Raw genomic sequence first — 24,056 nt, 5'->3', positions numbered from 1 at the left:
GCGCCGGGCCCATGACGGCAGCTCGCGGCGCCACCGGATCGGGCCGCAAGGCCCGTCCCGACGGGGTTCACTAAACTCTCGCCCTTTTTCCTCGCGCGCCCGCATAGGCGCGCCAGCCCGATGCAAGCCCTCCAACCGCAGCAATCCGCACCCGAGCCGCTGGCCCGGCTGCTGCTGCAATGGGGCGTGGCGCCGGTGCCCGCCGCACCTGTCGCCCAGCGCCTGGGCGGCTGGCTGGGCTGGGCAGACGCCATCGGGCTGTCCCAGGTGCTGGCCACGCCGCCGGCGGCCGGCACCAACGCCACTGCACGCAGGGAAGCCCTGGACTGGGCCGGCGCCGCGCTGGAGCGGCTGCAAGCCGACCTGACCGCCGCCTTCGACGACGCGCTGCTGGCTCGCGAATCCGCCGAAACCGCGCCCGAGGGCGTGCCGCTCGCCGACCTGCTGGCGCCCTACCGCCTGCACCACGCCCAGCAGCAGCGCAGCATGGCCGCCCGCGTCGCCACGCTGCGCGAACGCCTGCGTCCGCGGCTGGCCGAAGCCTCGGGAGCGCTGGCCCGCCTGGCGCAGCTGGACGCGATGTTCGAGCGCGCCATTGCCGCGCAGGAGCGCCCGCTGCTCGCCACCCTGCCCGTGCTGCTGACCCGGCGCGCGGCCGACCACCACACCGCCGACCCGCGCCGCTGGCGCGCCCGCTTCTGGGCCGACCTGCAGCGTGCGCTGCGGGCCGAACTGGACCTGAGATTGCAACCGGTGCAGGGGCTCGTCGAAGCCCTGCGCCAAGCCGAAGCCTGATGAACCGTTTCCTGAACGCTCTCTACCCCCTCGCCCTGGCCGCCGGCCTCGCGGGCATTGCCGGCGCTGCGCTGGCCGCCGCCCGCCACCACCCGGTGGCGCTGGCCATGACCGTGCTGATCGCAGCCTTCTTCGTCATCGGCGCGTGGGAGCTGGCCGCCTTCCGCCGCGCCAGCCGCGAGCTGGGCACCGCGCTGGACGCCGAGCCGGGCGAAGCCTGGGTGGGCACGCTGCCGGCCGCGCTACGCGCCGCCGTGCAGCAGCGCCTGGATGGCCTGCGCGTGGCGCTGCCCGGCCTGGCGCTTGCGCCGGCGCTGGCCGGCCTGCTGGTGCTGCTGGGCATGCTGGGCACCTTCATCGGCCTCGTCATCACGCTGGGCAGCACGGCCAGCGCCTTGGGCGCCACGGCCGACCTCGCCGCGCTGCGCACGGCACTCGGCGCGCCGGTGCAGGGCCTGGGCCTGGCCTTCAGCGCCAGCGTGGCCGGCGTGACAGGCTCGGCCATGCTGGGCCTGATGGTGGCGCTGGCGCGGCGTGAGCGCGCCGCCGTCGCAGGCCTGCTGGACACCGCCGTGCTCGGCCGCCTGCGCCCGCTGACCGCGGCCTACCGCCGCGAACTGGCGCAGCAGGCTGCCGAGGCTGCCGCCGCCGAAGCTGCGCAGCGTCGCCAGCAGGAACTCGTCGCCCAGCTGCAGCAGTACGCTGAAGCGATGGCCGGCCAGCTCGCCGCGCAGAACACCCGCTTCAACGAGGCGCAAGCCGCCGCGCAAAACCGATTCCACGGCGAAACGCGCGAGGCCTACCAGGCCCTGGCCGCCAGCGTGGACACAACGCTGCGCACCAGCCTTTCCGAGAGCGCCCGCCTGGCCGGCGCGGCCATTCAACCCGCCGCCGAGGCCGCGATGGCCGGCATCGCCCGCGAGGCCGCGGCCCTGCACGAGCGCGTGGGCGCACAGGTGGGCCAGCAGCTCGGCGCCCTCGGCCAGCGCTTCGAGGCCGGCGTGGCCCAGATCGCCAGCCAAGGCGAAGCCGCCGCGCGCGCGCAGACCGAAGGCCTGGCCCTGCAACGCGAAGCCGCCCTGACGCTGATGGCCGACACGGGCATGGCAACGCAACAGGCCGTTGAACGCCTGGGTGACCGCTGGGCCGTCGAAGCCCAAGCCCTGCTGGCCGCACTGAACAGCGCCACCGCGCAACAGCAGGCCGCGCAGACGCAGGCCGACACCGCCCGCGCCGCCATGCTGCAGAGCCAGATCGACGCGCTGGCAGAACAGCGCGCCGCTGCTCAGCAAGCCGTGGCCGACACGGCCGAGCGCTTCGCCGTGCAGACGCAGACCCTGCTCGACCGTGCCGCCGAAGCGCAGGCCCGCCAGCAGGCCGCCCAGGCCGAGCAGGACACCCAGCGCCGCGCCGAGGCCCGCGCCGACAGCCTGGCCCTGGCCCAGCAGCGCGAAGCCAACGAACAGCTGCTTGCCGCCCAGCGCGACGCCGCACAACAGCTGCTGGCCGACAGCGGCGCCCGTGCCCAGAACGCGCTGACCGAGCTGACTACCGGCTTCGCCGCGCAGACCAAGGACTTGCTCGACCGCATTGCCGACACGCAGACCCGCCACGCGGCCCTGCAGGCCGAGCTGGATGCCCAGCAACGCGCCGAGGCGCGCGCCGAAGCGCTGGCCCTGGCCGAGCAGCGCGAGGCCAACGAGAAGCTGCTGACCGCCCAGCGCGAAGCCGCGCAGCAGTTGCTGGCCGCCAGTGGCCAACGCGCGCAGGACGCGCTGACCGAGCTGACGGCCGGCTTCGCCCACCAGACCCAAACCGCCATCACCGCGCTGGCGGAGGCGCATGGCCAGCTGCAATCCGCCCACGCCAGCCACGACGCCGAACGCCTGGCCACCTGGCGCGCCGAGTTGCAAGCCGCAGGCGCCGCGCAGACGGCCCAGCAGCAGCAGCTCGCCGACAGCCTGCTGCAGAACACGCGTGACCTGGTGGCGCAGACCGAAGCCCAGGCGAAAACGACGCTGACCGAAGCCGGCGCGCTGCTGAAGGCAGCCGGCGAGGCGCCGCGCGCCGCGGTCGAGGTCGTTGCCGCGATGCGCGAGCAACTGGCCCAGAGCCAGGCTCAGGACCGCACCGCCCTGGCCGAGCGCGCCGAGCTGATGCAGACCGTGTCGACGCTGCTGGCGTCGCTGCAGCAGGCCTCTGGCGAGCAGCGCGCGGCCATCGATGCGCTGGTCGGCAGCACGGCGTCGCAGGTGGACGCACTGGTCGGCAGCTCGGCCACCCAGCTCGACGCCCTGGGCCAGCGCTTCGCCGCGCAGGCCGACGCGACCGGCCAGACGCTGGCCGAGGCGGCCACGACGCTTGCGGCCAGCGCCGCCGAGATGGGCAGCCTGGGCGAGGGCTTTGGCGCCGCGGTGGAGCAGTTCCAAGGCGCCAACGCCGAGCTGGTGCGGCACCTGGCCGCGCTGGAGGAACGCCTGGCCGGCGCGATGACGCGCAGCGACGAGCAGCTGGGCTACTACGTGGCCCAGGCACGCGAGGTCATCGACCTGTGCATCGGCTCGCAAAAAGCAGTGCTGGACGCGCTGCAGACCACGGCGGCCGCGAATGGATGAGCCGCTGGACATGGAGCAGGAAGGCGTCGGGGCGCCCGCATGGGCGGCCTTTGGCGACCTGATGGCGGGCGTGCTCGGTGCCTTCGTGCTGGTGCTGGCCGCGGCCCTCGTCGGCCAGCTGGACCTGGCCACCAAGCTCGAAGCCGAGGTGGCGCAACGCCAGGCCGAGCAGGCTCGCCGCGAGGCGCTGGAGCGCGCACTCGCCGGCCCGCTGGCCGATGGGCGCATCACGCTCATCGAAGGCCGCATCGGCATCAGCGGTGCGGTGCTGTTCGCCATCGGCTCGGACCAGCTGCACGCCGACGGCCGCGCGCTGATCAAGAGCCTGGCCCTGCCGCTGCGCACCTATCTCGCGCAGCGGGACGAGATCCTGATGGTCAGCGGCTTCACCGATGACCGCGGCCTGATCGGCGGCAAGGGCGCGCCCAAGTTTGCGGACAACTGGGAGCTGTCGGCCCAACGGGCGCTGAACGTCGCGCGTGCGCTGATGGCCGAGGGCCTGCCGCCGGATGCCGTCTTTGCCGCGGCCTTCGGGCCGCAGCAGCCGGTAGCCTCCAACGACGACGCGGCCGGCCGCGCGCTGAACCGGCGCGTGGAGATCGCGCCCACGCCGCGGCCGCGGCGGGCGGCTGCATCGGCACCGTGATGACGGACGCGCTGCACGACCCGCTCGCCTGGCTGCAGGCCCGCGCCGAGGCCGACCCGGTGCGCCGGCGCGTGCTGGAAGGCCTCGCGCAGCGCGCGTCAGCGCAGTCGGGCGCGCTGCGCGAGCGGCTGGTGGCCAAGCTCGTGCAGCGGGCCGAAGCCGCGCCGATCGCACTGCCGGCGCCGCGGCCCGCGAGTGCGCCCAGTCCGCTGGCCGAACTGGTCGCCCAACTCCAGGCCGGCCCCGAGCTGCGCAACGTGCAGGTGCACCGCCGCACCTGGAGCGCGCTGCGCCTGACACGCCGCATGGCCGAGGTCAGCGCGCCGGTGCCCGAGCACCTGGGGCCGTTGAACAGCCAGGTGCTGGTGGCCCGCGCGCTGCAGCAGCTGAAAGACCTGTCGCCCGACTATCTGCAGCGCCTGCTGACCCAGCTGGACGCGCTGGCCGCCCTGGCGCCGCTGCAGGCCGCCGAAGCGGGGGCCGACAAGCCCGGCCGCAAGCCAGCCGCCCCGCGCCGACGCTGAAACGACGGCGGCCAGGTCACGCGCCGCGCGCCTTTGCCACCGCCAAGAAACGCCCCAAGCCGCCTGAACCTGTCTCAGGCAAATACTCATTGGAATGGCGTTTCAAAAAAATGAACATGCGTTTCGTTTAGCGCAATCCGCCTCACCTGGAGGCCTCGACCGTCCATGCCGACGGGCCGGAGTTGCTGTTCCAAGCTCCCGCTGACCTTGCTTGTTGATGCCCTGCTGGCCTCGACGCTGCGCTGACGCCCTGCCGCCGCTCCCGCGGCGGCCGACATCAAAAAGCATCGATAGGAGACAAGGTATGAACAGCACTCTGACGAGCCATCTGCTGCGCCGCAACATGCATCGCATCTGGCAAGGTTTTCTGGGTCTGGCCCTCGTGGCCGTGGCCGGCAGCGCCGCCGCCGCACCGGGCGTGCGCACGGTGCCAGCCTGCACCAAGGTCAACATCAGCGCCACCATCGACGTGCCCGCGGGCACGACCTGGGACGGCGTGGCGAAGTACGGCAAATGGGTCTGCCTGGTGGGCACGGCCTCCAACATGAAGGGCACGCAGAGCGAGAGCCAGGTCCCGATGTTCAAGCTGAACAACGGCGCGACGGTGAAGAACGTCGTCATCGGCGACGGATCCCTCGGCAGCGGCACCAACCTGGCCGCCGGCGGTGCCGACGGCGTGCACTGCTACGGCGTGTGCAACATCACCAACGTCTACTGGGCCGATGTGGGCGAGGACGGCGCCACGGTGAAGAAGCTCAGCGGCGTGACCAGCAAGCTGACCATCAGCGGCGGCGCGGCCTTCAAGGCGGCCGACAAGCTGTTCCAGCACAACGGCGACGGCACGCTGGTGATCCAGGACTTCTACGCCGACAACATCGGCAAGCTCTACCGCTCCTGCGGCAACTGCTCGACCCAGTACGCCCGCAAGCTGACGGTGACGGGCGTGCGCCTGGGCACGGTCAACTCGGCCGGCGTGGGCATGAACAGCAGCTACGACAGCAAGTCGGGCATCGCCGGCAAGTACGACGTGGCCACCATCACCGACCTGGTCTACGGCGGCTCCAAGACCAAGTGCGAGGGCTTTGTCGGCACCGGCTCGGGCAATGAACCGGTGAAGGACACCAACGCCAGCAACGTCGCCCGCGCCTGCGTGTTCAAGTGATGGCCACCCGTCCGCTGGCCTGGCTGCTCGCGGCGGCGGCTGGGCTGGCAGTGCTCGCATGGGCGCTGCCGGGCACCGAGCCCGCTCCGTTGGCAGCCGCGGCGGACGGGCCCACGGATCAGCGGCCCTTCCTGCCGCTGATCGCGCTGGCTGCACCGGCCGCCAATGCGGTCGCGCCCATCGACACCAATGCCCTGCTGCGCGAGTTGTTAGGGCGCGACGGCCAGGCCGCCCTGCCCAGGCTCGAAGCCCTAGCGGCCCAATGGCCCGACCGCGCCCTGCCTCTGTACGAACAGCTGCTGAATCGCTGGGCCGACCTGCGCCAGCACGCGCAGGCCATGCTGGCACTTGCGCGCGCGCCGCTGGACGCCGACGCCAAGGAGCGGCTGCAGCAACGGCTGCTGGGCCGCTGGGCGGAGGCCGCACCCGACCAGGCCGCGCGCTGGGCACTCAACACCCCCGGCCAGGCCGCGCTGCTGGCCCCGCTGCACGACCGCTGGCTGCAGCAAGACGCGCGCTCCGCCACCGTCTTCGCCAGCACGCTGCCGCGCGGTGAGCAGCGCCAGACGCTGCTGGACGAGGGCCTGTCGCGCTGGACGGCGCAGGACGGCCCCGGCGCGCGCGACTGGCTGCGCTCGATGGCCCCGCTGCCCGAGCTGGACGACGCCATAGCCCGCCACGCCAGCGCCGACGAACTGGCCCGCCACGCGCCCTACGAGGCCATGGACCTGGTGGCCCGCATCGCCGCGCCCGAACGCCGCTGGCAGGCTTGGCAGGCCCTGGCTCGCAGCCTGCACGACATCGACCCCGAACAGGTGGCGCCGCTGCTGGCCGGGGCACCCGGCCTCAGTCCGGCAGACCGCGCCCGCCTGCTCGACGAGCTTCAGTGAAGCGGCCACCTTGGCGCCGAGTACCGAAACGCCGAGACTGCGCGCCATGCAGCCCATCCTCTACTTCTCCCGCAACCCCAACCCGCGCCTGGCAGTTGCGGTGGCCAGGCATCTGGCGGCGCCGGTGACGTATGAATTCGCCGCGCCGCTGGCACCGGGCCAGGCGGACAAGTACCGCCACCTCAACCCCTCGCTGCGCCTGCCCATCCTGGCCGAGGCTGATGGCGGCTCGCTGTTCGAGGCGGACGCCATCGCCTGCCGGCTGTCGCAGCTGGTGGGCTCCGAGTTCTGGCGCACGGGGCCTGAGCTGCCGGACATGATTCGCTGGGTGAGCTGGAGCCGCGACAACTTCATGCAGGCCTGCGACAGGGTGCATTTCGAGCGCGGCACCAAGCAGCGCTATGGCATCGGCCCGCTGGACGAGGCCTTGGTCAAGAGCGGGCTGGAGCGCTTCCACGAGACGGCCACCATCCTGCAAGCCCATCTCGCCAGGCAGGACTGGCTGCTTGCCAGCGGCCTCAGCTATGCCGATTTCCGCATGGCCGTCTTCCTGCCCTACAACGATGTAGCCCGGCTGCCGCTGGCCGACTACCCGGCGCTGGCCGCCTGGCATGAAAGGCTGATGGCGCTGCCCGCCTGGGCCGATCCGTTCGAGGGCTTGAGCGCGCCGGAGCTGCCGCCGGTCTGAACGAGAGAAATGAAAAGGCCCGGCAGAACCGGGCCTTTGCAGTGCGTGGGGCCAAGGCCCCGGCCATCACTTGGATTCGGCGAGCTTGCTCTCGTTGACGCCCTTCTTGCCTTCGTCCTCGCCGACGAGGGACAGCTTGGTGCGTGCCGACATGATGCCCATCTTCACCTCTTGCCAGATGAAGTACAGCGCGCCCGGCTTGGCATCGACTTCAAGCTTGTCGGTGTTCTCGGCGCGGGACTCGATGGTGTGCTTGCCCGGTGCGACTTCCTTGTACAGGAAGGTCTTGGCCGCGGTCTCGCCCACGCGCTGGCCATCAACGGACACATCCATCTTGATGGCGGCGCCCATGGTCTCGTTGCGATAGACGTAGATCGCGGCCTTGTCGGCCGGGGCCTTGAAGGTCTTGGCAGCGGCGTCCTGCTGGGCGCTGCCCATGTTGACCGAGGCGCAACCGACGAGGTTCATCGCGATGACGCTGGCCAGCAAAAGCTTCTTCATTTTTCGAATTCCTGAGTTGAGTCGTTGTTTGCGTCGCCGCACGGCCCTGACCGTGCGGCGCCTCCTTCCGTTGACATCCTCCGCGCGCCCATGAAGGAGGCGCCCGAAACCGACGACGGAACGGGCGCGGATTGTGGCAACGCTTGATGAGGGTGCCGGGGCGCGTTTGCCATGACTGGTCAGATTCACCTGGGCCTGCTCTCGGGTCCAGGGCTCGGCGATCAGGAAGCAGCAGCTTCAGGCGGCAGGCCGCTTCCAGGCCATGCCCACCGTGCGGGGCGCCGTGTGCACAAAGCCGAACTGGGTGTAAAGGCCGTCGGCCGGCACATCGGCCAGCAGGCTCACGTAGCCGGTCTCCGGCACGTTGTCGCGCAGCCAGGCGGCGATCTCCGCCATGACGCGCTTGCCCAGGCCCTTGCCCTGGTGCTCGGGCAGCACGGCGATGTCGACAACCTGGAAAGCCGTGCCGCCGTCGCCGGTGACACGGCCCATGCCGACGGGCTCGTCGTCGCACAGGATCTGCACCGCGAACAAGGTGTTGGGCAGGCCACGCGCGGCGGCTTCGGTGGACTTGGGGCTGAGCCCGGAGGCCGTGCGCAGGCGCTGGTAGGTATCGACGTCGGGCGTGGCGTGCAGGGTCGTGTAGGGCATGGCGGAGCGGGCAAGCGGGAACACATTCTGTCGCCAGCTCCCCAAGGAGGCGGACACCTTTCGACACGAACGCCCGGTACATTGGCATTCGATCAGTCAGGGCGTCATGTTGAAAATGAATTGGCTCGGAAATGGCGCATGGGCGCTGGCGCTGCTGTCGCTGGCGGCGTGTGGCGGCGGTGGTGGTGGCAACGGCCCCCCCGAGCCGCCGGTCGCCGTGAATCACAACCCCGTGGCCAGCGTGGCCGCAGCGGCATCCGCCGTGTTGGGCGTACCGCTGGTGGTGGATGGCTCCGCGAGCAGCGACCCCGACGCTGATGCGCTCACCTACAGCTGGGCGCTCACGTCCTCCCCGCAGGGCAGCGCCGCAACGGTTGGCGACGCGACCGCGGCCAAGGCCACGTTGACGCCGGACCTGCCCGGCAGCTACGGCCTCTCGCTCACCGTGCGCGATGGCAAGGGCGGCACAGCGACGGCGGCCACCACGGCGACGGCCATCGCCGCGGCCACCGCCTTCAGCATCGCCGCCACACCTGACGCCCAGCGCCCGACCCTGCAGTCGCTGACCCTGACCCCTCTTGCGGGCATTGCCCTGCCGGCGCAGGTGACCTGGCTCGTCGACCTCCGCGAAATCGGCACCACCACGGCAGCCGGCGGCCACACCCTCAACTGGGATGCCACCTCGGCCGCCGCTGGCGATCACCAGGTGCTGGCCCGCCTGCGCACACCGGCCACGGCGGCGACCTTCCAGGATGTCATCCGCGTCGTGCGCCTGGAGAGCAGCGACATCACGCTGACCGGCGGTCCGTTGGGCTTTGTCGCGCCCTACTACGTGCAGGTGCGTGCCAGTGCGCCGTCGGGCATCCGCTCGGTCAATGCGCGCCTGGATGGCGTCGACATCGGCAGCCTGAGCGCCCCCAACGCCTGCGCCATCGGCTGCTACCAGCCGTACGACGTGTTCCGCTTCCCCGTCACCGCGGTGAGCGGCACGCACCGCGTGGACGTCGTGGCCACGGACATGAACGGGCTGACCCGCTCGATCAACTTCAGCATGAACGTCTACAACGCGCCCCAGCTGCAGCTGAGCAGCCCGGCCGACGGCGTGATGGTGTCCGGCAGCCTGCGGATCACCGGCACGATGAGCAGCGACGTGAGCGGAACGACCGTCACGGCGAAGTTCACCGGCGGCGGCCCGGACGCCGAGGTTTTCTCCACCAAGGAGAAGACCTTCGATACCACCGTGGACCTGAGCGGCCTGACCGCGGGCGAATATGTCCTGACGGTGAGTTCCGGGGTCGGTTTCGCCAACTCGGAAATCCGTCGCACCGTCTACGTCGCGCCGGACGCGGCCCATGCCTTCACACCCGCTACGACGCTGCCAGCTCCAACCACCGTGCTGGGCTTCGACGGCCGACGGATGCTGGCCCGCACGACCAATGGCGGCGGCGCCTATGTGCGCGACCTGGTGTCAGGCACCGAAGTAGCGCTGGCAGGCAGCGCCGCCCTGCCGACGCTGACGGACTGGCAGCTGACCGGCACCGACGTCTTCGCGAGCAGCACCGGTGCGAGTTGCGCTTCGACCTGCATCTATCGCTGGAATGCCAGCGGCACCCTCACCAATTTGACGGCGGCGAATCCGTTCTCTCGCAACACCGCGACGCCCGGCGGCTGGACCACTGACGTCGAGCCCATGGCCAAGGGCGACTTCGTGGTCTGGCGCAACAAGGGCGCAGTGAGCGCCGGCGGCAGCGGGACGGTCCAGTACACCGTCTATCGCCCGTCGACCGGCCTGTACAGCGTCGTCCAGGCACCAGCCGGCGTGAACGACGGCGTCTCGATCGGCGCGGACCTGTTCGTCAATGCGTCCGGCGTTGCACAGCTCCAGTTTGGAGCTCCGATCTACGTCAATTCGGGAGCCCAGGCGATCTACGACATCTACCAGTGGCGCTCCGACACGGGGGCCGTGCGCATGCTGACGGACAGCGCACGCAACAACCTTTTCCCCTTGACGGACGGTGCCCGCGTTGCCTGGCGTGCGATGCCGATCAGCACGGTCAACGCCCTGCCCTTCTGGCTGGTGTCGAAGACGCTGCCGGCCGGCACGGCCGGCATGGTTTCCAGCTCGGCCATCAAGTTCCTCTTGCAGGACGGCGTGCTGGCCTTTCAGGAAGGCAGCATCGTGGCGACGACACTGAAAGCCTCGGTGCTGGAGAACGGCGTCGAGAAAATCACCAGCATCTCGGCACAGCCACGCCTGCTGCTTCGCGCCGTTTCGAACGGCTACGTGCTCTACAGCGCCGGTGTCGTCGGCCCGGGGGTGGACAAGCTTTACAGCTGGAATGCGGCCACCTCGACCTCGGCGCTGCTGCTGCACACCATGCCGTCCTCCCTTTTCGTCAGCAACGGATGGCTGTTCTTCTCGATTGGCAGTTCGGCATACCGCGTGCCCCTGCAGTAGCCCGCCGCAGCGGCGCATAAGCCGGCGGCATACCCGTCGGCGTGTCAGGCATGGGAGCAAGAGCCGGCCGCACTGCAACAATCGCGCACTTCGCGATGACTGCCGTTCGATGAAACAAGCCGTTCTTGCCTTCAGCCTGGCCCTGCTGCTCAGCGCCTGCGCCAGCGTGGCCCCCACGCCGCCTGCCTCGGTGCCGTCCCAACAGCCAGCGCCGCCCATGCCTGCCGCGCCCGCGGCGCCCGGCATTGCCGTGCGCGCGCCCAACATCGACCGCAGCTACACCTCGCAGAACCAGGACAGCCGGGCCCTCTACATCGTGCTGCACTACACGGTGCTGGACTGGGAGAAGTCGCTCAAGGTGCTGACGACCGGCGGCCAGGTCTCGGCGCACTACCTGGTGCGCGACAACCCCGTGGCCAGCTACGCGCTGGTGGACGAGAACCGCCGCTCCTGGCACGCCGGCGCCAGCTTCTGGGCCGGCAACACCAACCTGAACTCGGCCTCCATCGGCATCGAGATCGTCAACGCGGGCTATGTGGACGGCCCCGGCGGCCGCGTCTACGCGCCCTTCCCGCAGGCCCAGGTGGAGGAAGTGGTCGCCCTGGTGCGCGACATCCAGAAGCGCCACAACGTGCGGCCCGAACGCATCATCGGCCACGCCGACATCGCCCCCGGCCGCAAGCAGGACCCCGGCCCCAACTTCCCGTGGAAGGCCTTGGCCGACGCCGGGCTGATCCCGTGGCCGGACGGCCCGTCGGTCATCGTCAAGACGCTGGAGCACGAGGTCGCGCCGCGCGACGTGGGTTGGCTGCAGGAGCGGCTGGCGCGCATCGGCTACAACGTGTCGCGCTCCGGCCAGCTGGATGTGCTGACGAAGGAAGTGATCTCCACCTTCCAGATGAAGTACCGGCCGCGCGACATCTCGGGCACGCCCGACGCCGAAACGGCCGCGCTGATCGAGGTGGTGTCCACGCCAAGCGTGATGCGCGTGGCCGGTGCGACCGACACCGAGACGCGGCCCTACACCTCGCGCTGGTAAGGATTCGTGCTCGCCTTCCTGCTCAAACGCCTGGCCACGCTGGTGCCGACGCTGATCGGCATCACCCTCGTCGCCTTCGGCCTGATCCGCCTCGTGCCCGGCGACCCCATCGAGGTGATGATGGGCGAGCGCCGGCTGGACCCGGAAGCCCACGCCGCGCTGGTCAAGCGCATGGGGCTGGACCGGCCGCTGCCGGTGCAGTACGCGGACTACGTCGGCAAGCTCTTGCACGGTGACCTCGGCCAGAGCCTGGTCAGCCGCGAGCCGGTCAGCAAGGAGTTCGCGGCGCTGTTCCCGGCGACGGTCGAACTGGCCACGGCGGCGTTGATCTTCGCGGTGGGCTTCGGCCTGCTGCTGGGCGTCAGCGCGGGGCTCAAACGCGGCTCGCTGCTGGACCAGGGCGTCATGGGTGTGGCCACCGTGGGCTATTCCATGCCGGTGTTCTGGTGGGGGCTGATCCTCATCATGTTCTTCTCGGTCAACCTCGGCTGGACGCCGGTGTCGGGCCGCATCGGCATCGAGTTCGACCCCGAGCGCGTGACCGGCTTCATGCTGATCGACGCCTGGCTCAGCGGCGAGGAAGGCGCGTTCAGGTCGGCGCTGATGCACCTCATCCTGCCCACGCTGGTGCTGGGCACCAGCACGCTGGCGGTGGTGGCGCGCATGACGCGATCCAGCATGCTCGAAGTGCTGCGCGAGGACTATGTGCGCACCGCCCGCGCCAAGGGCCTGTCGCCCACGCGTGTGGTCGTCGTGCATGCGCTGCGCAACGCGCTGATCCCGGTGCTGACCGTGGTGGGCCTGCAGACCGGCAGCCTGCTGGCGGGCGCCGTGCTGACCGAAACCATCTTCTCGTGGCCCGGCATCGGCAAGTGGCTGATCGACTCCATCGGGCGGCGCGATTACCCGGTCGTGCAGGCGGGCATCCTGATCTCGGCGCTGACGTTCATCGGCGTGAACCTGATCGTGGACGTGCTGTACGGGGTTGTGAACCCGCGCATCCGGGGAGGCGGTCACTGATGAGCGCCGTCCTCGACAAACCCATCGAGCCGCCCGGCCCGCTGCGCGAGTTCTGGCTCGGCTTCTCGGCCAACCGCGGCGCGTTGGTGGCGCTGATCGTGTTCGCGGTCATTGCCATCGCCTCCCTGTTCGCACCGCTGATCGCGCCGCACGACCCCATCGAGCAGTACCGCGACTTCATGCTGACGCCGCCCATCTGGGCCGAAGGCGGCAGCACGCGCTTCCTGCTGGGCACGGACGAACTCGGCCGCGACATGCTGAGCCGGCTGCTGCACGGCGGCCGCGTGTCGCTGGGCATCGGCCTGGCGGCGGTCACGATGTCGCTGCTGCCGGGCGTGCTGCTGGGCCTGCTGGCGGCCTTCTTTCAGCGCTGGCTGTCGCCGGCCATCATGCGCGTGATGGACATCGTGCTGGCGCTGCCGGCGCTGCTGCTGGCCATCTGCGTCATCACCATCCTCGGCCCCGGCCTGGTCAACACCGTCATCGCCATCGCCATCGGTGCGCTGCCGGGCTATGTGCGCCTCACGCGCGCCGCGGCGCTGGCCGAGACCGGACGCGACTACGTGACGGCCAGCCGCGTGGCCGGCGCCGGCGTGTGGCGGCTGATGTTCATCACCGTGCTGCCCAACTGCATGGCGCCGCTGATCGTCAACGCGACGCTGAGCTTCTCGTCGGCCATCCTGGAGACGGCGGGCCTGGGCTTCCTGGGCCTGGGCGTGCAGGCGCCGACACCCGAGTGGGGCACGATGCTGTCGGCCGCGCGGGACTACATCACGCGGGCGCCCTGGGTCGTCACGCTGCCGGGCCTGACCATCCTCGTGTCGGTGCTGGCGATCAACCTGATGGGCGACGGCCTGCGCGATGCGCTGGACCCGAAGCTGAAGAAGGTGGCCTGATGCCTTTGCTGAACATCAGGAATCTCAAGGTCCAGTTCGGCAACTTCCCCGCCGTCGATGGCGTGGACCTGACGCTGGACGCGGGCGAGCTGCTCGGCATCGTCGGCGAGTCGGGTTCGGGCAAGTCGGTCACGATGCTGGCGCTGATGGGCCTCATCGACGCGCCGGGCAAGGTCACCGCCGACGCGCTGGAGTTCCAGGGCCGCGACCTGCTCAAGCTCAACGCCACCGAGCGCCGCGCGCTGATCGGCCGCGACGTGGCCATGGTGTTCCAGGACGCGCTGAGCAGCCTGAACCCGAGCTACACCGTCGGCGCGCAGATTGCCGAGGTGCTGAAGGCGCATCTGGGCCTGCGCGGCGCGGCGGCGAAGCAACGCGTCATCGAGTTGCTGGAGCTGGTCGAGATCCCCGACGCGGCCAGCCGCGCCAGCGCCTACCCGCACCAGCTCTCCGGCGGCATGAACCAGCGCGTGATGATCGCGATGGCCATTGCCTGCGGGCCGAAGCTGCTGATCGCCGACGAGCCGACCACGGCGCTGGACGTGACCATCCAGGCCCAGATCATGGCGCTGCTCTTGAAGCTGCAGCGCGAGCAGGGCATGGGGCTGATCATGATCACGCACGACCTCGCCATCGTGGCCGAGATGGCCCAGCGCATCGCCGTGATGTACGCCGGCCAGATCGTCGAGACCGGCCCCGTGCCCGACCTGTTCGACGCGCCGCGCCACCCGTACACCAACGCCTTGCTTGCCGCGATCCCTGAGCACAACAAGGGCGCAAAGCGCCTGTCTGCGCTGCCCGGCATCGTGCCCGGCGCGCTGGACCGGCCCACGGGCTGCCTGCTGTCGCCGCGCTGCCCGCGCGTGCAGCCACGTTGCGTGGCCGAGCGGCCGGCCTTGGAGAGCGGCGTGCGCTGCTTCTTCCCGGTCGAGGAGGCGGCGCATGTCTGAGCTCCTCCTCGAAGCCACCGACCTCGCCCGGCACTACAGCGTCAGCCGCGGCCTTTTCAAAGCCAAGGCCACCGTCAAGGCGCTCAACGGCGTCAGCTTCACCCTCGCGCCGAAGAAGACGTTGGCCGTCGTTGGCGAATCGGGCTGCGGCAAGAGCACGCTGGCGCGGCAGTTGACGCTGATCGAGCCGCCCACACGCGGCTCGCTGAAGATCCGCGGCACCGACGCCGCGACCGCCGACAACGCCACGCTGAAGACGCTGCGCCGTTACGTGCAGATGGTGTTCCAGAACCCGTTCGCATCGCTGAACCCGCGCAAGACCGTGGCGACGACGCTGGCCGAGCCGCTGCTGATCAACACGCCGCTGAGCGCTGCCGAGCGCCAGGAGCGCGTCGAGGCGCTGTCCACCAAGGTGGGCCTGCGGCCCGAGCATCTGCGCCGCTACCCCCACATGTTCTCCGGCGGCCAGCGCCAGCGCATCGCCATCGCGCGGGCCATGATCCTGAACCCGGGCATCGTCGTTGCCGACGAGCCGGTGAGCGCGCTGGACGTGTCCATCCAGGCCCAGATCCTGAATCTGTTCATGGACCTGCAGGACGAGTTCGGCACGGGCTATGTGTTCATCTCACACAACCTCAGCGTCGTCGAGCACGTGGCCGACGAGGTGATGGTGATGTACCTCGGCGCGGCCGTGGAGGTGGGCGAAAAAGCCCGTCTCTTCAGCACCCCGCTGCACCCCTACACGCGGGCACTGATGAGCGCGACGCCGGCCCTGCGCAAGGCCGACCGGCGCGAGCGCATCGTCATCCACGGCGAGCTGCCCAGCCCGCTGAATCCACCGAGCGGTTGCGCCTTTCACAAGCGCTGCCCGCTGGCCGTGCCACGCTGCAGCGAAGAGGTGCCGCTGCTGCGCGAGGTGGATGGGCGGCGCGTCGCCTGCCACGTCGTGTGAGCTGACTCGCAGCGGGGCATAACCACGGCACATGCCCCGCCGCCATTCCGTGATGCGCGGAGTGTTGCTCCGGTGCCAACTTCGCGGGCTTGGCCCCTGATGGGGTGTGACTTGCATCGCAAGAATCTTTGCATTCGGCAACGCAAGGACAAGATCATGAGATTCCAGCCCACACCCATCGCCTGCGGCCTGGCCGGCCTGCTGTTGAGCCTGCAGGGCGCGGCGCTTGCCCAGCAGGACGCCGCCAAGGCCAAGGCCGATGCGCAGGCCCTGGAGAAGGTCGTCATCACCGGCATCCGCGCGTCCACCGAGGCCTCGCTGAACGCCAAGCGCGATGCGTCGGCCAACGTCGAAGTCATCACCGCCGTGGACGTGGGCAAGATGCCCGACAAGAACCTGGCCGACTCGCTGCAGCGCGTGGCCGGCGTGGCGGTGCGCACCGACTACGACGAGGCCGAGAAGGTGGCCATGCGCGGCACCAACCCGGACATGACGCTGATCCTGTTCAACGGCCACACGGTCAGCGGCGGCGACTGGTACATCTCCGACCAGACCTCCAGCAGCCGCTCCACGTCGCTGAGCCTGATGCCCAGCTCGGTGCTGAACTCGGCCACCGTCTACAAGACCTCGCAGGCCAACATCCTGGACGGCGGCCTGGCCGGCACCGTCAACGTGACCACGCGCAGGCCGCTGGACGAGAAGCAGCGCTTCGGCGGCGTCGTCAGCGTGGGCGGCGTGCACGCCACGCTGCCCGACAAGACCAGCCCGCAGCTCAGCGCCACGCTGAACTGGAAGAGCGACGACGACCGCATCGGCGTCATCGGCCAGGTGTTCGCCGAGAAGCGCTACGTGCGCCGCGACTCGGCCTCGCGCTTCGCCTACGGCGCCAGCAGCGGCTGGGACGTCATCAACACGGCGACGATGAAGGGCATCACCGACGCGTCGCTGGCCGGCACGCCCTACAAGGCCGCCGACCTGAACGGCGTGCGCCTGCCGGGCAGCATGTCCACCGAGTTCGTCGAAGGCGTGCGCGACCGCAAGGGCGGCATGCTGTCCGCCCAGTGGCGGCCCACGGAGAAGCTGGACATCGGCATCACGGGCTTTCACTCCAAGATGGACTCGGACAACTACGGCCGACTCACCGCAGGGGCGATGTACTCCATGCTGGTGGGCAAGGCCGAACCGTTTGGCGCGGTGACGGCCGCGGCGGCCAACACCAGCTCCAACGGCCAGCAGGTGTTCGCGTCCATCAAGAACCCGCAGATCGTCGAGGAGACGACGATCTACGGCGACAAGATCCGCGTGCTGCGCGGCGCCACCATCGCGTTCGCGCCGGGCACGACGCCGCAGTACGTCGGCAACTCCGAAGGCTTCTTCCGCAGCGGCGCCAGCGCCAGCAGCGGTTTCCTGGACCTGGACGCCACCTACAAGTTCAGCAACGACCTGAAGGTGAAGGGCTTGTTCAGCACCACGCGCGGCGTGGGCACGACCGACCAGGACCGCGGCGTCACCTACGCCCGCTACGGCACCGGCGTGACCTACCAGCTGCAGGGCGTCAACGAGGCACCGACCTGGAGCTACCAGGGCGCTGGCGACGGCAGCAAGCCCGTGCTGGCCGCCGACGGCAGCGGCTACGCGCTGATCGCGCGCTCCGTGCCGACCCGCTACCTCACCATCGACCGCGAGAAGAGCCTGGCGGTGGATGCCGAGTACCAGCAGAACAGCGGCATCTTCCAGAGCCTGGAGTTCGGCGCACGCCATGCCGACCACCGCCGCGACCACCGCCGCTCGGCGCCCGCACTCAAGAGCGCCTCCACCGTGGCGCCCGACCCGGCGCTGGCCGTGTCCTACCCGGGCGACTTCGGCGCCGACCTGGGGAGCGGCTTCGAGAACACCGGCTTCTACTACCCACGCGAGGTGCTGCGCTCGTTCTACAACGGCATCACCAAGGCCACCACGCCCGAGTTCGAGCGCCGTGTGGCCGCCGAGATCGAGATGCGCGAGCGCCAGAGCGCGCTGTACTTCCAGCAGAACCTGGAGACGGCCGACGGCATGCTGGGCGGCAACATCGGCCTGCGCTACACGCGCACCATCGTCGACGCGCAGATCGCCACGCCCGTGCCCACCGGCAAGTGCCTGCGCATCGAGCCCGGCAAGACCGAGGTGCCGTGCGCGGCCTTCCCGACGGCCATCGTCACGGCCGGTGACGGCGCGAACTACTTCGACGGCGTGCCCTTCAACCCCAGCACCGGCACCATCTACTACAAGGTGCCCAGCCACAAGGTGTTCGACGACATCCTGCCCAGCCTGAACCTGCGCTGGCAGGTGGCGCCGGGCTGGATTGCACGCCTGGGCCTGTCCAAGACCCTGGGCCGCCAGAACTACAACCTGTACGGCGCCGGCTTCACCGGCCAGGCCTGCGTCGCCGCCGGCTGCACGGTCAACGGCCCCAACCCGTCGCTGGAGCCGATGACGGCGGCCAACACCGACCTGTCGCTGGGCTGGTACTACGCCAAGCGCTCGGCCGTGGTGCTGAGCCTGTTCGACTCGCTGGTGCGCGGCTACGCCAAGACCGGCACGGTGCGGCAAGGCGTCACGGTCGACCTGCTGGACAACCAGAACGTGGTGCAGACCTACCAGATCAACTCCACCGGCCAGCAGCGTGCGCGCATCCAGGGCGCCGAGCTGAGCTGGGAGCAACCCATCTGGGGTGGCTTCGGCTTCCAGTCCAACCTCAGCTATGCCGACACCAGCGTGGAGGACGGCCGGCCGATGGTGGGGGCGTCGCGCAAGAGCGCCAACCTGGTGGGCTACTTCGAGACCGACACCTTCAGCGTGCGCCTGGCCTGGAACTACCGCAGCCAGTACATCAACAGCACGACGGCGCCGGCGCCCACGGCCAACAGCCAGGGCTTGTCGGTGGTGCAGGGCATCACGATGCCCACGGCGCCCACGATCCAGGCCCCCGTCACCAACGTCGCGCTGACGTTGAACTACACAGTGATGCCTGGGCTGGAGCTGTCGTTCAGCGGCACCAACCTGACCAACCCGTCCCGCGGCCAGTACCGCTACAGCGAACTGGAACCGCAGAAGGTGGACTCGTCCGGGCGCCAGTACTACGTGGAAGCCCGCTACAAGTTCTGAGCGCTGGCGACAGCACTCATCAAAGCCGGCTCACGCCGGCTTTTTTAGTGGCGCCTCAGCGGTCGCGCTTCTTCGCCACTTCGTTGCCGATGACGCCACCCGCTGCGGCGCCGACGGCGGCTCCGGCCGTCGTGCCGGTCACCACGCCGCCCACGACGGCACCGGCCGTCGCGCCGACAACGGTGCTCGTCTCACGCGCCGACATGCCGGCGCAAGCAGTCAGCGTCAGCGTGGCCGCTGCGGCGAGGGACAGCAGGGTCAGCCGAAAGTAGGCAGTGCCGGCGCTGGGGGTCATGTGGTGGTTGTTCATGGTGTGCTCCTGAAGGGTTGGCATCTCGTAAGTCAACTATCAGTGCTCGAGGCTCCGGCCGGAACCGGCGCACCACCCGCTGCGATGTCGGACACAACCTACCGCCCAAAGCAAAGAGCCACCCGTGGGTGGCTCTCGTCCTACAGGCTTTGTCGGCCGATCGGCTGGGTGATTACTTGGGCGCCGAGGCTGCGTCGGCCATGCATTTCTTGATGTGACTCTTGGCGGCGGCGCCGTGGAGCTTCTTGTCGGCGGCGGACTTCTCGCAGACGGGCGATGCCGGCGCAGCGGCAGCCGGCTTGGCGGCCAGGCATTCCTTCATGAAGGCCTTGCGGTCGTCGCCCTTCTTGTCCTTCTCCTTGGCCTCGACATTGCAGGCCTTCATCTTGTCCTGTTGCGGTGTGGCCTGGGCGCCGAAAGCGACGGCGGTACAAGCCAGCAGGATGGCGAATCGTTTCATCGGGGACTCCTTCCTCGGGAGGTGGGTGGGCGATTGATTCAAGCATGCCCCCATGACGGTGCCAAGCCGTGTTTCATCGGCGTCACAGAATTCTTCGCGGATGGTGCAAGGACTCGTGGGCGGCGTGCAGGCGGCGTACCAGCACCCGGATGAAGCCGCGGTCGAAGCGGTGCTGGCATTCGGGGCTCAACTGGCCGACGGACTCGGGCGTGAAGCAGATCGTCGTGCACTCCTGGCTGACCTTGATGTCGGCGCTGTGCAGGCGCAGGGCGGGGTTGGGCGCGAGGTAGGCCATCTCGCCCACCGACGTGCCCTGGCCCAGCTTGGCCACCAGCCGCCCCTCGCGGAAGACCTCGACCTCACCCTGGGCAATGATGTGAAAGCTGTTGCCCTCCTGGCCACGCCGGAACAGCGAATGACCCAGCGGGTAGCGCTTCCAGCGCGCACGCCGCACCACCTCCCACAGTTGCACGTCGCCGAAGTCGGCGAAGAACTCCAGCGAGCGCAGCAGGTTGAAACGCTCGGAGTCGCGCACCTCGCCCAGGCGGTTCAGCGGCACCTGCTGGCTGGCGACCAGCGCCGACAGGGCCTGCGCGAAGCTCTCCCAGTCGGCGTAGCGCTCGTGCGGGCTCTTGGCCAGCGCGCGCAGCACGACCGCATCCAGCCCGTCCGTGACGCCTTGGCGCTGGCCCACCAGGGGCAGCGGCGGCTGGTGGTAGATCTGATGCATCAGCGCCATCTGGTGCGGCGCGTCGAAGGGCGGGCGGCCGCTGATCAGGTGGTAGAGCACGGCGCCCAGCGCATAGATGTCGGCACGGCAGTCCACGTCGCCGCCTTCGATCTGCTCGGGCGGCATGTAGGCGAGCGACCCGACGCGGTGGATCTGCGTCGCATCGGCGTTCAGGTTCAACGCTGAGCCGAAGTCGCTGACCTTGACGTCGACGAGCTGGCCGCCGGGATCCAGCACGGCCAGCAGGTTGGCCGGCTTCACGTCGCGGTGGATGACGCCCTGGCGATAGACGTAGGAGAGCGCCATCGCGCACTTGAAACCCAGCTCGACGATCTGGTCCAGCGGCAGCAGGCGGTCGCTACGGCAGAAGTGCTTCAGCGTGACGCCGGGCACGTACTCCATGACGAGGTAGGGCGAGGCCTCCTCGGACACGGCGTCGAGGATGGCGACGACGTTCGGATGGTGCAGCCGCCCGGCCAGGGCCGCCTCGGCGCTGAAGAAGCGGTTGCTGAAGTCGCTCGAGGGCGCATCCGCCGGCGGTGCCCAGGCGCGCATGCGCTTGATGGCCACGTCCTTGTCCTGGAAGGGGTCGCGGGCCAGGAAGACATCACTGGTCGCCCCTTCGCCCAGGCGCTTGAGCACCTGGTAGCGGCCGATATGGGCGGGCAGATCATCGGCGGGAGCGGTCATCGCAGGGCATGATACGGGCCGCTCCCGGAGGTGCAGCGCCTTGTTCTCCCACGTATTTCTCGGCACGCGTGACTTCGAGCGCGCCTTGGCCTTCTACCGGCCGTTGATGGCCTTGCTGGGCCAGCCCGAGCGTTTCTGCAATCCGGCCGAGGGCTGGGCCGGCTGGCAGAGCACCCCCGGGCCACGCCCGCTGCTGGTGCTGGGCCGCCCCTTCGACGGCGAGCATGAACCCGGCAACGGCCAGATGGTGGCGCTGCTGGGCGCCAGTCGCACCCTGGTGGACCAGGCCCATGCGCTGGCCCTTGCCCATGGCGGCCGCTGCGAAGGCCCGCCCGGCCTGCGGCCGCATTACCACCCGAACTATTACGGCGCCTACTTCCGCGACCCGGACGGCAACAAGCTTTGTGTGGCATGTCACGACGCGCCCTAGCCTTGAGTCAGCCGAACGCGCGACCCATGCGTTCTGGATGGACGAGGCCCGCCTCCTAAAATCGCCCCCATGATCCAAGCCAAGCAGGCGCTGCTCGCCGCACTCGCCGACTCTCTCCAGGAAATCGCCCCCGGCTCCAACGCCGCCGTGGCCTTCGAATCCCCCAAGCAGGCCGCCCATGGCGACTTCGCCTGCACGGCCGCCATGCAGCTGGCCAAGCCGCTGAAGGCCAACCCGCGCGAGCTGGCCACCCGCCTGATCGCCGCCCTCGAAGCCAAGCCCGCTTTCCAGACCTGGGTGCAGGCGCTGGAAATCGCCGGCCCCGGCTTCATCAACATCCGCCTGAAGCCCGAGGCCAAGCAGGCCGTCGTCGGCGAGGTGCTGGCCGCCGGCACCAAGTTCGGCCACCGCCCAGCCACGGGCAAGCACGTGATGATCGAGTTCGTGTCGGCCAACCCGACCGGCCCGCTGCACGTGGGCCATGCCCGCCAGGCCGCCCTGGGCGATTCGCTGTGCTCGGTCTTCCAGAGCCAGGGCCACGACGTGACCCGCGAGTTCTATTACAACGACGCCGGCGTGCAGATCGCCACGCTGGCCAAGTCCACGCAGATGCGCCTGAAGGGCTTCAAGCCCGGCGACGCCGTCTGGCCGACCGATCCGGACAACCCGGAGAGCAAGAAGTTCTACAACGGCGACTACATCCAGGACATCGCCGATGCCTTCCTGAAGAAGGAAACCGTCAAGGCCGACGACCGCGAGTTCACGGCCTCGGGCGACATCGACGACCTGGACAGCATCCGCCAGTTCGCCGTGGCCTATCTGCGCCACGAGCAGGATCTGGACCTGCAGGCCTTCGGTCTGAAGTTCGACAACTACTTCCTGGAGACCAGCGTCTACGCGGGCGGCCAGCTGGAGAAGGCGGTCGAGCGCATCGTCGCCAGCGGCAAGACCTACGAGGAAGGCGGCGCGCTGTGGTTCCGCTCCACCGACTACGGTGACGACAAGGACCGCGTGATGCGCAAGTCCGAGGGCGGTTTCACCTACTTCGTGCCGGACGTGGCCTATCACGTCAACAAGTTCGAGCGTGGCTACACGCAGTGCATCAACATCCAGGGCACCGACCACCACGGCACCATCGCCCGTGTGCGCGGCGGCCTGCAGGCGCAGAACCTGGGCATCCCGCAGGGCTTCCCGGACTATGTGCTGCACAAGATGGTCACGGTGATGAAGGGCGGCGAGGAGGTCAAGATCTCCAAGCGCGCCGGCAGCTATGTGACGCTGCGCGACCTGATCGACTGGACCAGCCGCGACGCGGTGCGCTTCTTCCTGATCAGCCGCAAGGCCGACACCGAGTTCATCTTCGACATCGACCTGGCGCTGAAGGCCAACGACGAGAACCCGGTGTTCTACGTGCAGTACGCGCATGCCCGCATCTGCTCGGTGATCCGCAAGTGGGGCGGCGACGTGTCGACCATCGCCGGCGCCGACCTCAGCCTGCTGACCGCACCGACCGAAGAGGCGCTGATGCTCAAGCTCGCCGCCTACCCCGACATGCTGGCTGGCGCCGCCGCCGGCATCGCGCCGCACGACGTGGCCTTCTACGCCCGCGACCTGGCCGGTGCCTATCACTCCTACTACGGCGCCGAGCGCGTGATGGACCAGGCTCCCGAGCTCAGCCGCGCCCGCGTGGCGCTGCTGGCCGCCACGCGCCAGGTGCTGGCCAATGCCCTGGGCATGCTGGGCGTCAGCGCGCCTGAACAGATGAACCGCGACACTGCTGAAACCCATTCGGAAACCCCGGAGAACGAATGACTGCTGCCTCCAAACCCGCCGGCCACAAGAACCAGAAAGGCGGCTTCGTCCTCGGCCTCATCGTCGGCCTGCTGGTCGGCCTGGCCGTTGCGCTGGGCGTGGCCCTGTACATCACCAAGGTGCCCATTCCCTTCGTGAACAAGGTGCCCCAGCGCACCGCCGAGCAGGACGCGCAGGAAGCCGAGCGCAACCGCAACTGGGACCCGAACGCGCCGCTGGCCGGCAAGGCCGCCGCGCGCAGCGCGAGCGGTGTTGTCAACGCCCCGGCCTTGACCGCCCCGCCGCCGCCGAGCACCACGGCCAGCGCCGCTGCCGCAACGGCGAGCGCCGCGGCCACCGCGACGCTGCCGCCGGCCCAGCCCAAGCAGCCGGCCGCCAAGACCGAAGCGCCCGCCGCCACGCCGGCACCACCCGCGGCCACCGCCGGCGCCGAGGCCTACGTCTACTTCGTGCAGGCCGGTGCCTTCACCCGCCCCGAAGAGGCCGAGAGCCAGAAGGCCAAGCTGGCCATCCAGGGCTTCACGGCCAAGGTCATGGAGCGCGAGCAGAACGGCCGCACCGTCTTCCGCGTGCGCCTCGGGCCCATGGACTCGCGCGACGAGGCCGAAGGCCTGCAGCGCAAGATTGAGGGGGCTGGCTTCGAGGCCAACCTCGTTCGTGTACAACGTTGATCACGTCTGATATCTAAGGAAG

General features: G+C 69.6%; 22 protein-coding genes. 17 read left to right on the top strand and 5 right to left on the bottom strand.

Annotation, left to right across the window (positions count from 1 at the left end; genetic code table 11):
• The first annotated feature begins 120 nt into the window (after nt 1-120).
• From AC07V5_RS05990 to AC07V5_RS05960, 7 genes are all read left to right on the top strand, one after another.
• The gene (locus AC07V5_RS05990; RefSeq protein ID WP_495114720.1) at nt 121-795 is read left to right on the top strand and encodes a DUF3348 family protein; all 675 of its coding nucleotides are present in this window, start codon (nt 121-123) and stop codon (nt 793-795) included.
• Nucleotides 795-3,410: a hypothetical protein gene (locus tag AC07V5_RS05985; RefSeq protein ID WP_495114718.1), complete on the top strand. Its 2,616-nt coding sequence runs from the start codon at nt 795-797 to the stop codon at nt 3,408-3,410. Before AC07V5_RS05990 ends, AC07V5_RS05985 begins: the two co-directional genes overlap by 1 nt.
• The gene (locus AC07V5_RS05980; protein WP_495114717.1) at nt 3,403-4,056 is read left to right on the top strand and encodes an OmpA family protein; all 654 of its coding nucleotides are present in this window, start codon (nt 3,403-3,405) and stop codon (nt 4,054-4,056) included. Before AC07V5_RS05985 ends, AC07V5_RS05980 begins: the two co-directional genes overlap by 8 nt.
• Nucleotides 4,056-4,580, top strand: a complete 525-nt coding sequence (locus AC07V5_RS05975; RefSeq protein WP_495114715.1) for a DUF2894 domain-containing protein — start codon at nt 4,056-4,058, stop codon at nt 4,578-4,580. Before AC07V5_RS05980 ends, AC07V5_RS05975 begins: the two co-directional genes overlap by 1 nt.
• A gap of 304 nt (nt 4,581-4,884) precedes the next feature.
• Entirely contained in the window at nt 4,885-5,742 is an 858-nt protein-coding gene (locus AC07V5_RS05970; RefSeq protein ID WP_495114713.1) for a pectate lyase, read from the top strand.
• Nucleotides 5,742-6,632 carry a hypothetical protein gene (locus AC07V5_RS05965; protein WP_495114711.1) on the top strand — a complete coding sequence of 297 codons (891 nt, stop codon included), beginning with the start codon at nt 5,742-5,744 and terminating at the stop codon, nt 6,630-6,632. Before AC07V5_RS05970 ends, AC07V5_RS05965 begins: the two co-directional genes overlap by 1 nt.
• A 46-nt stretch (nt 6,633-6,678) precedes the next feature.
• A complete protein-coding gene (locus AC07V5_RS05960) occupies nt 6,679-7,320 on the top strand; it encodes a glutathione S-transferase family protein (RefSeq protein ID WP_495114710.1) in 642 nt (213 codons plus the stop codon).
• A gap of 66 nt (nt 7,321-7,386) precedes the next feature.
• On the opposite strand, the gene AC07V5_RS05955 is transcribed toward AC07V5_RS05960, so the two are convergent.
• Nucleotides 7,387-7,821, bottom strand: coding sequence for a DUF2846 domain-containing protein (locus tag AC07V5_RS05955; RefSeq protein ID WP_495114708.1), 435 nt, complete (start codon nt 7,819-7,821; stop codon nt 7,387-7,389).
• 237 nt (nt 7,822-8,058) lie between these two features.
• Entirely contained in the window at nt 8,059-8,472 is a 414-nt protein-coding gene (locus AC07V5_RS05950) for a GNAT family N-acetyltransferase (protein ID WP_495114707.1), read from the bottom strand.
• A 115-nt stretch (nt 8,473-8,587) separates the two neighbouring features.
• On the opposite strand from AC07V5_RS05950, the gene AC07V5_RS05945 reads away from it, so the two are divergent.
• The 7 genes from AC07V5_RS05945 (at nt 8,588) to AC07V5_RS05915 (ending at nt 18,931) form a co-directional block, all read left to right on the top strand.
• Complete coding sequence (locus AC07V5_RS05945) at nt 8,588-10,930, top strand: PKD domain-containing protein (protein WP_495114705.1); 2,343 nt, start codon at nt 8,588-8,590, stop codon at nt 10,928-10,930.
• Nucleotides 10,931-11,039: 109 nt separating this feature from the next.
• Nucleotides 11,040-11,969, top strand: a complete 930-nt coding sequence (locus tag AC07V5_RS05940) for an N-acetylmuramoyl-L-alanine amidase (protein WP_495114703.1) — start codon at nt 11,040-11,042, stop codon at nt 11,967-11,969.
• A 6-nt stretch (nt 11,970-11,975) separates the two neighbouring features.
• Nucleotides 11,976-12,989 (top strand): ABC transporter permease, encoded by a 1,014-nt coding sequence (locus AC07V5_RS05935; protein ID WP_495114701.1) that lies wholly within the window; start codon nt 11,976-11,978, stop codon nt 12,987-12,989.
• On the top strand, nt 12,989-13,885 hold the full coding sequence (locus AC07V5_RS05930; RefSeq protein WP_495114700.1) for an ABC transporter permease subunit: 897 nt from the start codon (nt 12,989-12,991) through the stop codon (nt 13,883-13,885). Before AC07V5_RS05935 ends, AC07V5_RS05930 begins: the two co-directional genes overlap by 1 nt.
• On the top strand, nt 13,885-14,835 hold the full coding sequence (locus AC07V5_RS05925) for an ABC transporter ATP-binding protein (protein ID WP_495114699.1): 951 nt from the start codon (nt 13,885-13,887) through the stop codon (nt 14,833-14,835). Before AC07V5_RS05930 ends, AC07V5_RS05925 begins: the two co-directional genes overlap by 1 nt.
• The gene (locus AC07V5_RS05920) at nt 14,828-15,787 is read left to right on the top strand and encodes a peptide ABC transporter ATP-binding protein (protein WP_495114698.1); all 960 of its coding nucleotides are present in this window, start codon (nt 14,828-14,830) and stop codon (nt 15,785-15,787) included. The genes AC07V5_RS05925 and AC07V5_RS05920 overlap by 8 nt, the downstream gene beginning before the upstream one ends.
• 156 nt (nt 15,788-15,943) lie before the next feature.
• Entirely contained in the window at nt 15,944-18,931 is a 2,988-nt protein-coding gene (locus tag AC07V5_RS05915) for a TonB-dependent receptor (protein WP_495114697.1), read from the top strand.
• Between the two features lie 55 nt (nt 18,932-18,986).
• Here AC07V5_RS05915 and AC07V5_RS05910 read toward each other — a convergent pair whose 3' ends face one another.
• From AC07V5_RS05910 to AC07V5_RS05900, 3 genes are all read right to left on the bottom strand, one after another.
• Nucleotides 18,987-19,241: a YMGG-like glycine zipper-containing protein gene (locus tag AC07V5_RS05910; RefSeq protein ID WP_495114696.1), complete on the bottom strand. Its 255-nt coding sequence runs from the start codon at nt 19,239-19,241 to the stop codon at nt 18,987-18,989.
• 172 nt (nt 19,242-19,413) lie between these two features.
• Nucleotides 19,414-19,701: a PsiF family protein gene (locus AC07V5_RS05905; protein ID WP_495114695.1), complete on the bottom strand. Its 288-nt coding sequence runs from the start codon at nt 19,699-19,701 to the stop codon at nt 19,414-19,416.
• Nucleotides 19,702-19,783: 82 nt separating this feature from the next.
• Nucleotides 19,784-21,121 carry a serine/threonine-protein kinase gene (locus tag AC07V5_RS05900; RefSeq protein WP_495114694.1) on the bottom strand — a complete coding sequence of 446 codons (1,338 nt, stop codon included), beginning with the start codon at nt 21,119-21,121 and terminating at the stop codon, nt 19,784-19,786.
• A gap of 40 nt (nt 21,122-21,161) precedes the next feature.
• Here AC07V5_RS05900 and AC07V5_RS05895 point away from each other — a divergent pair, with 40 nt between their 5' ends.
• From AC07V5_RS05895 to AC07V5_RS05885, 3 genes are all read left to right on the top strand, one after another.
• On the top strand, nt 21,162-21,551 hold the full coding sequence (locus AC07V5_RS05895) for a VOC family protein (protein ID WP_495114693.1): 390 nt from the start codon (nt 21,162-21,164) through the stop codon (nt 21,549-21,551).
• A gap of 69 nt (nt 21,552-21,620) precedes the next feature.
• Nucleotides 21,621-23,363 (top strand): arginine--tRNA ligase, encoded by a 1,743-nt coding sequence (gene argS, locus AC07V5_RS05890; protein ID WP_495114692.1) that lies wholly within the window; start codon nt 21,621-21,623, stop codon nt 23,361-23,363.
• Nucleotides 23,360-24,034 (top strand): SPOR domain-containing protein, encoded by a 675-nt coding sequence (locus AC07V5_RS05885; protein WP_495114691.1) that lies wholly within the window; start codon nt 23,360-23,362, stop codon nt 24,032-24,034. The genes argS and AC07V5_RS05885 overlap by 4 nt, the downstream gene beginning before the upstream one ends.
• Nucleotides 24,035-24,056: the final 22 nt, after the last annotated feature.

It is taken from the genome of Roseateles sp. GW821-FHT02E12, assembly GCF_059421665.1.
The sequence above is the reverse complement of the archived record's forward strand: the minus strand, read 5'-3'. Positions and strand labels throughout refer to the sequence as shown.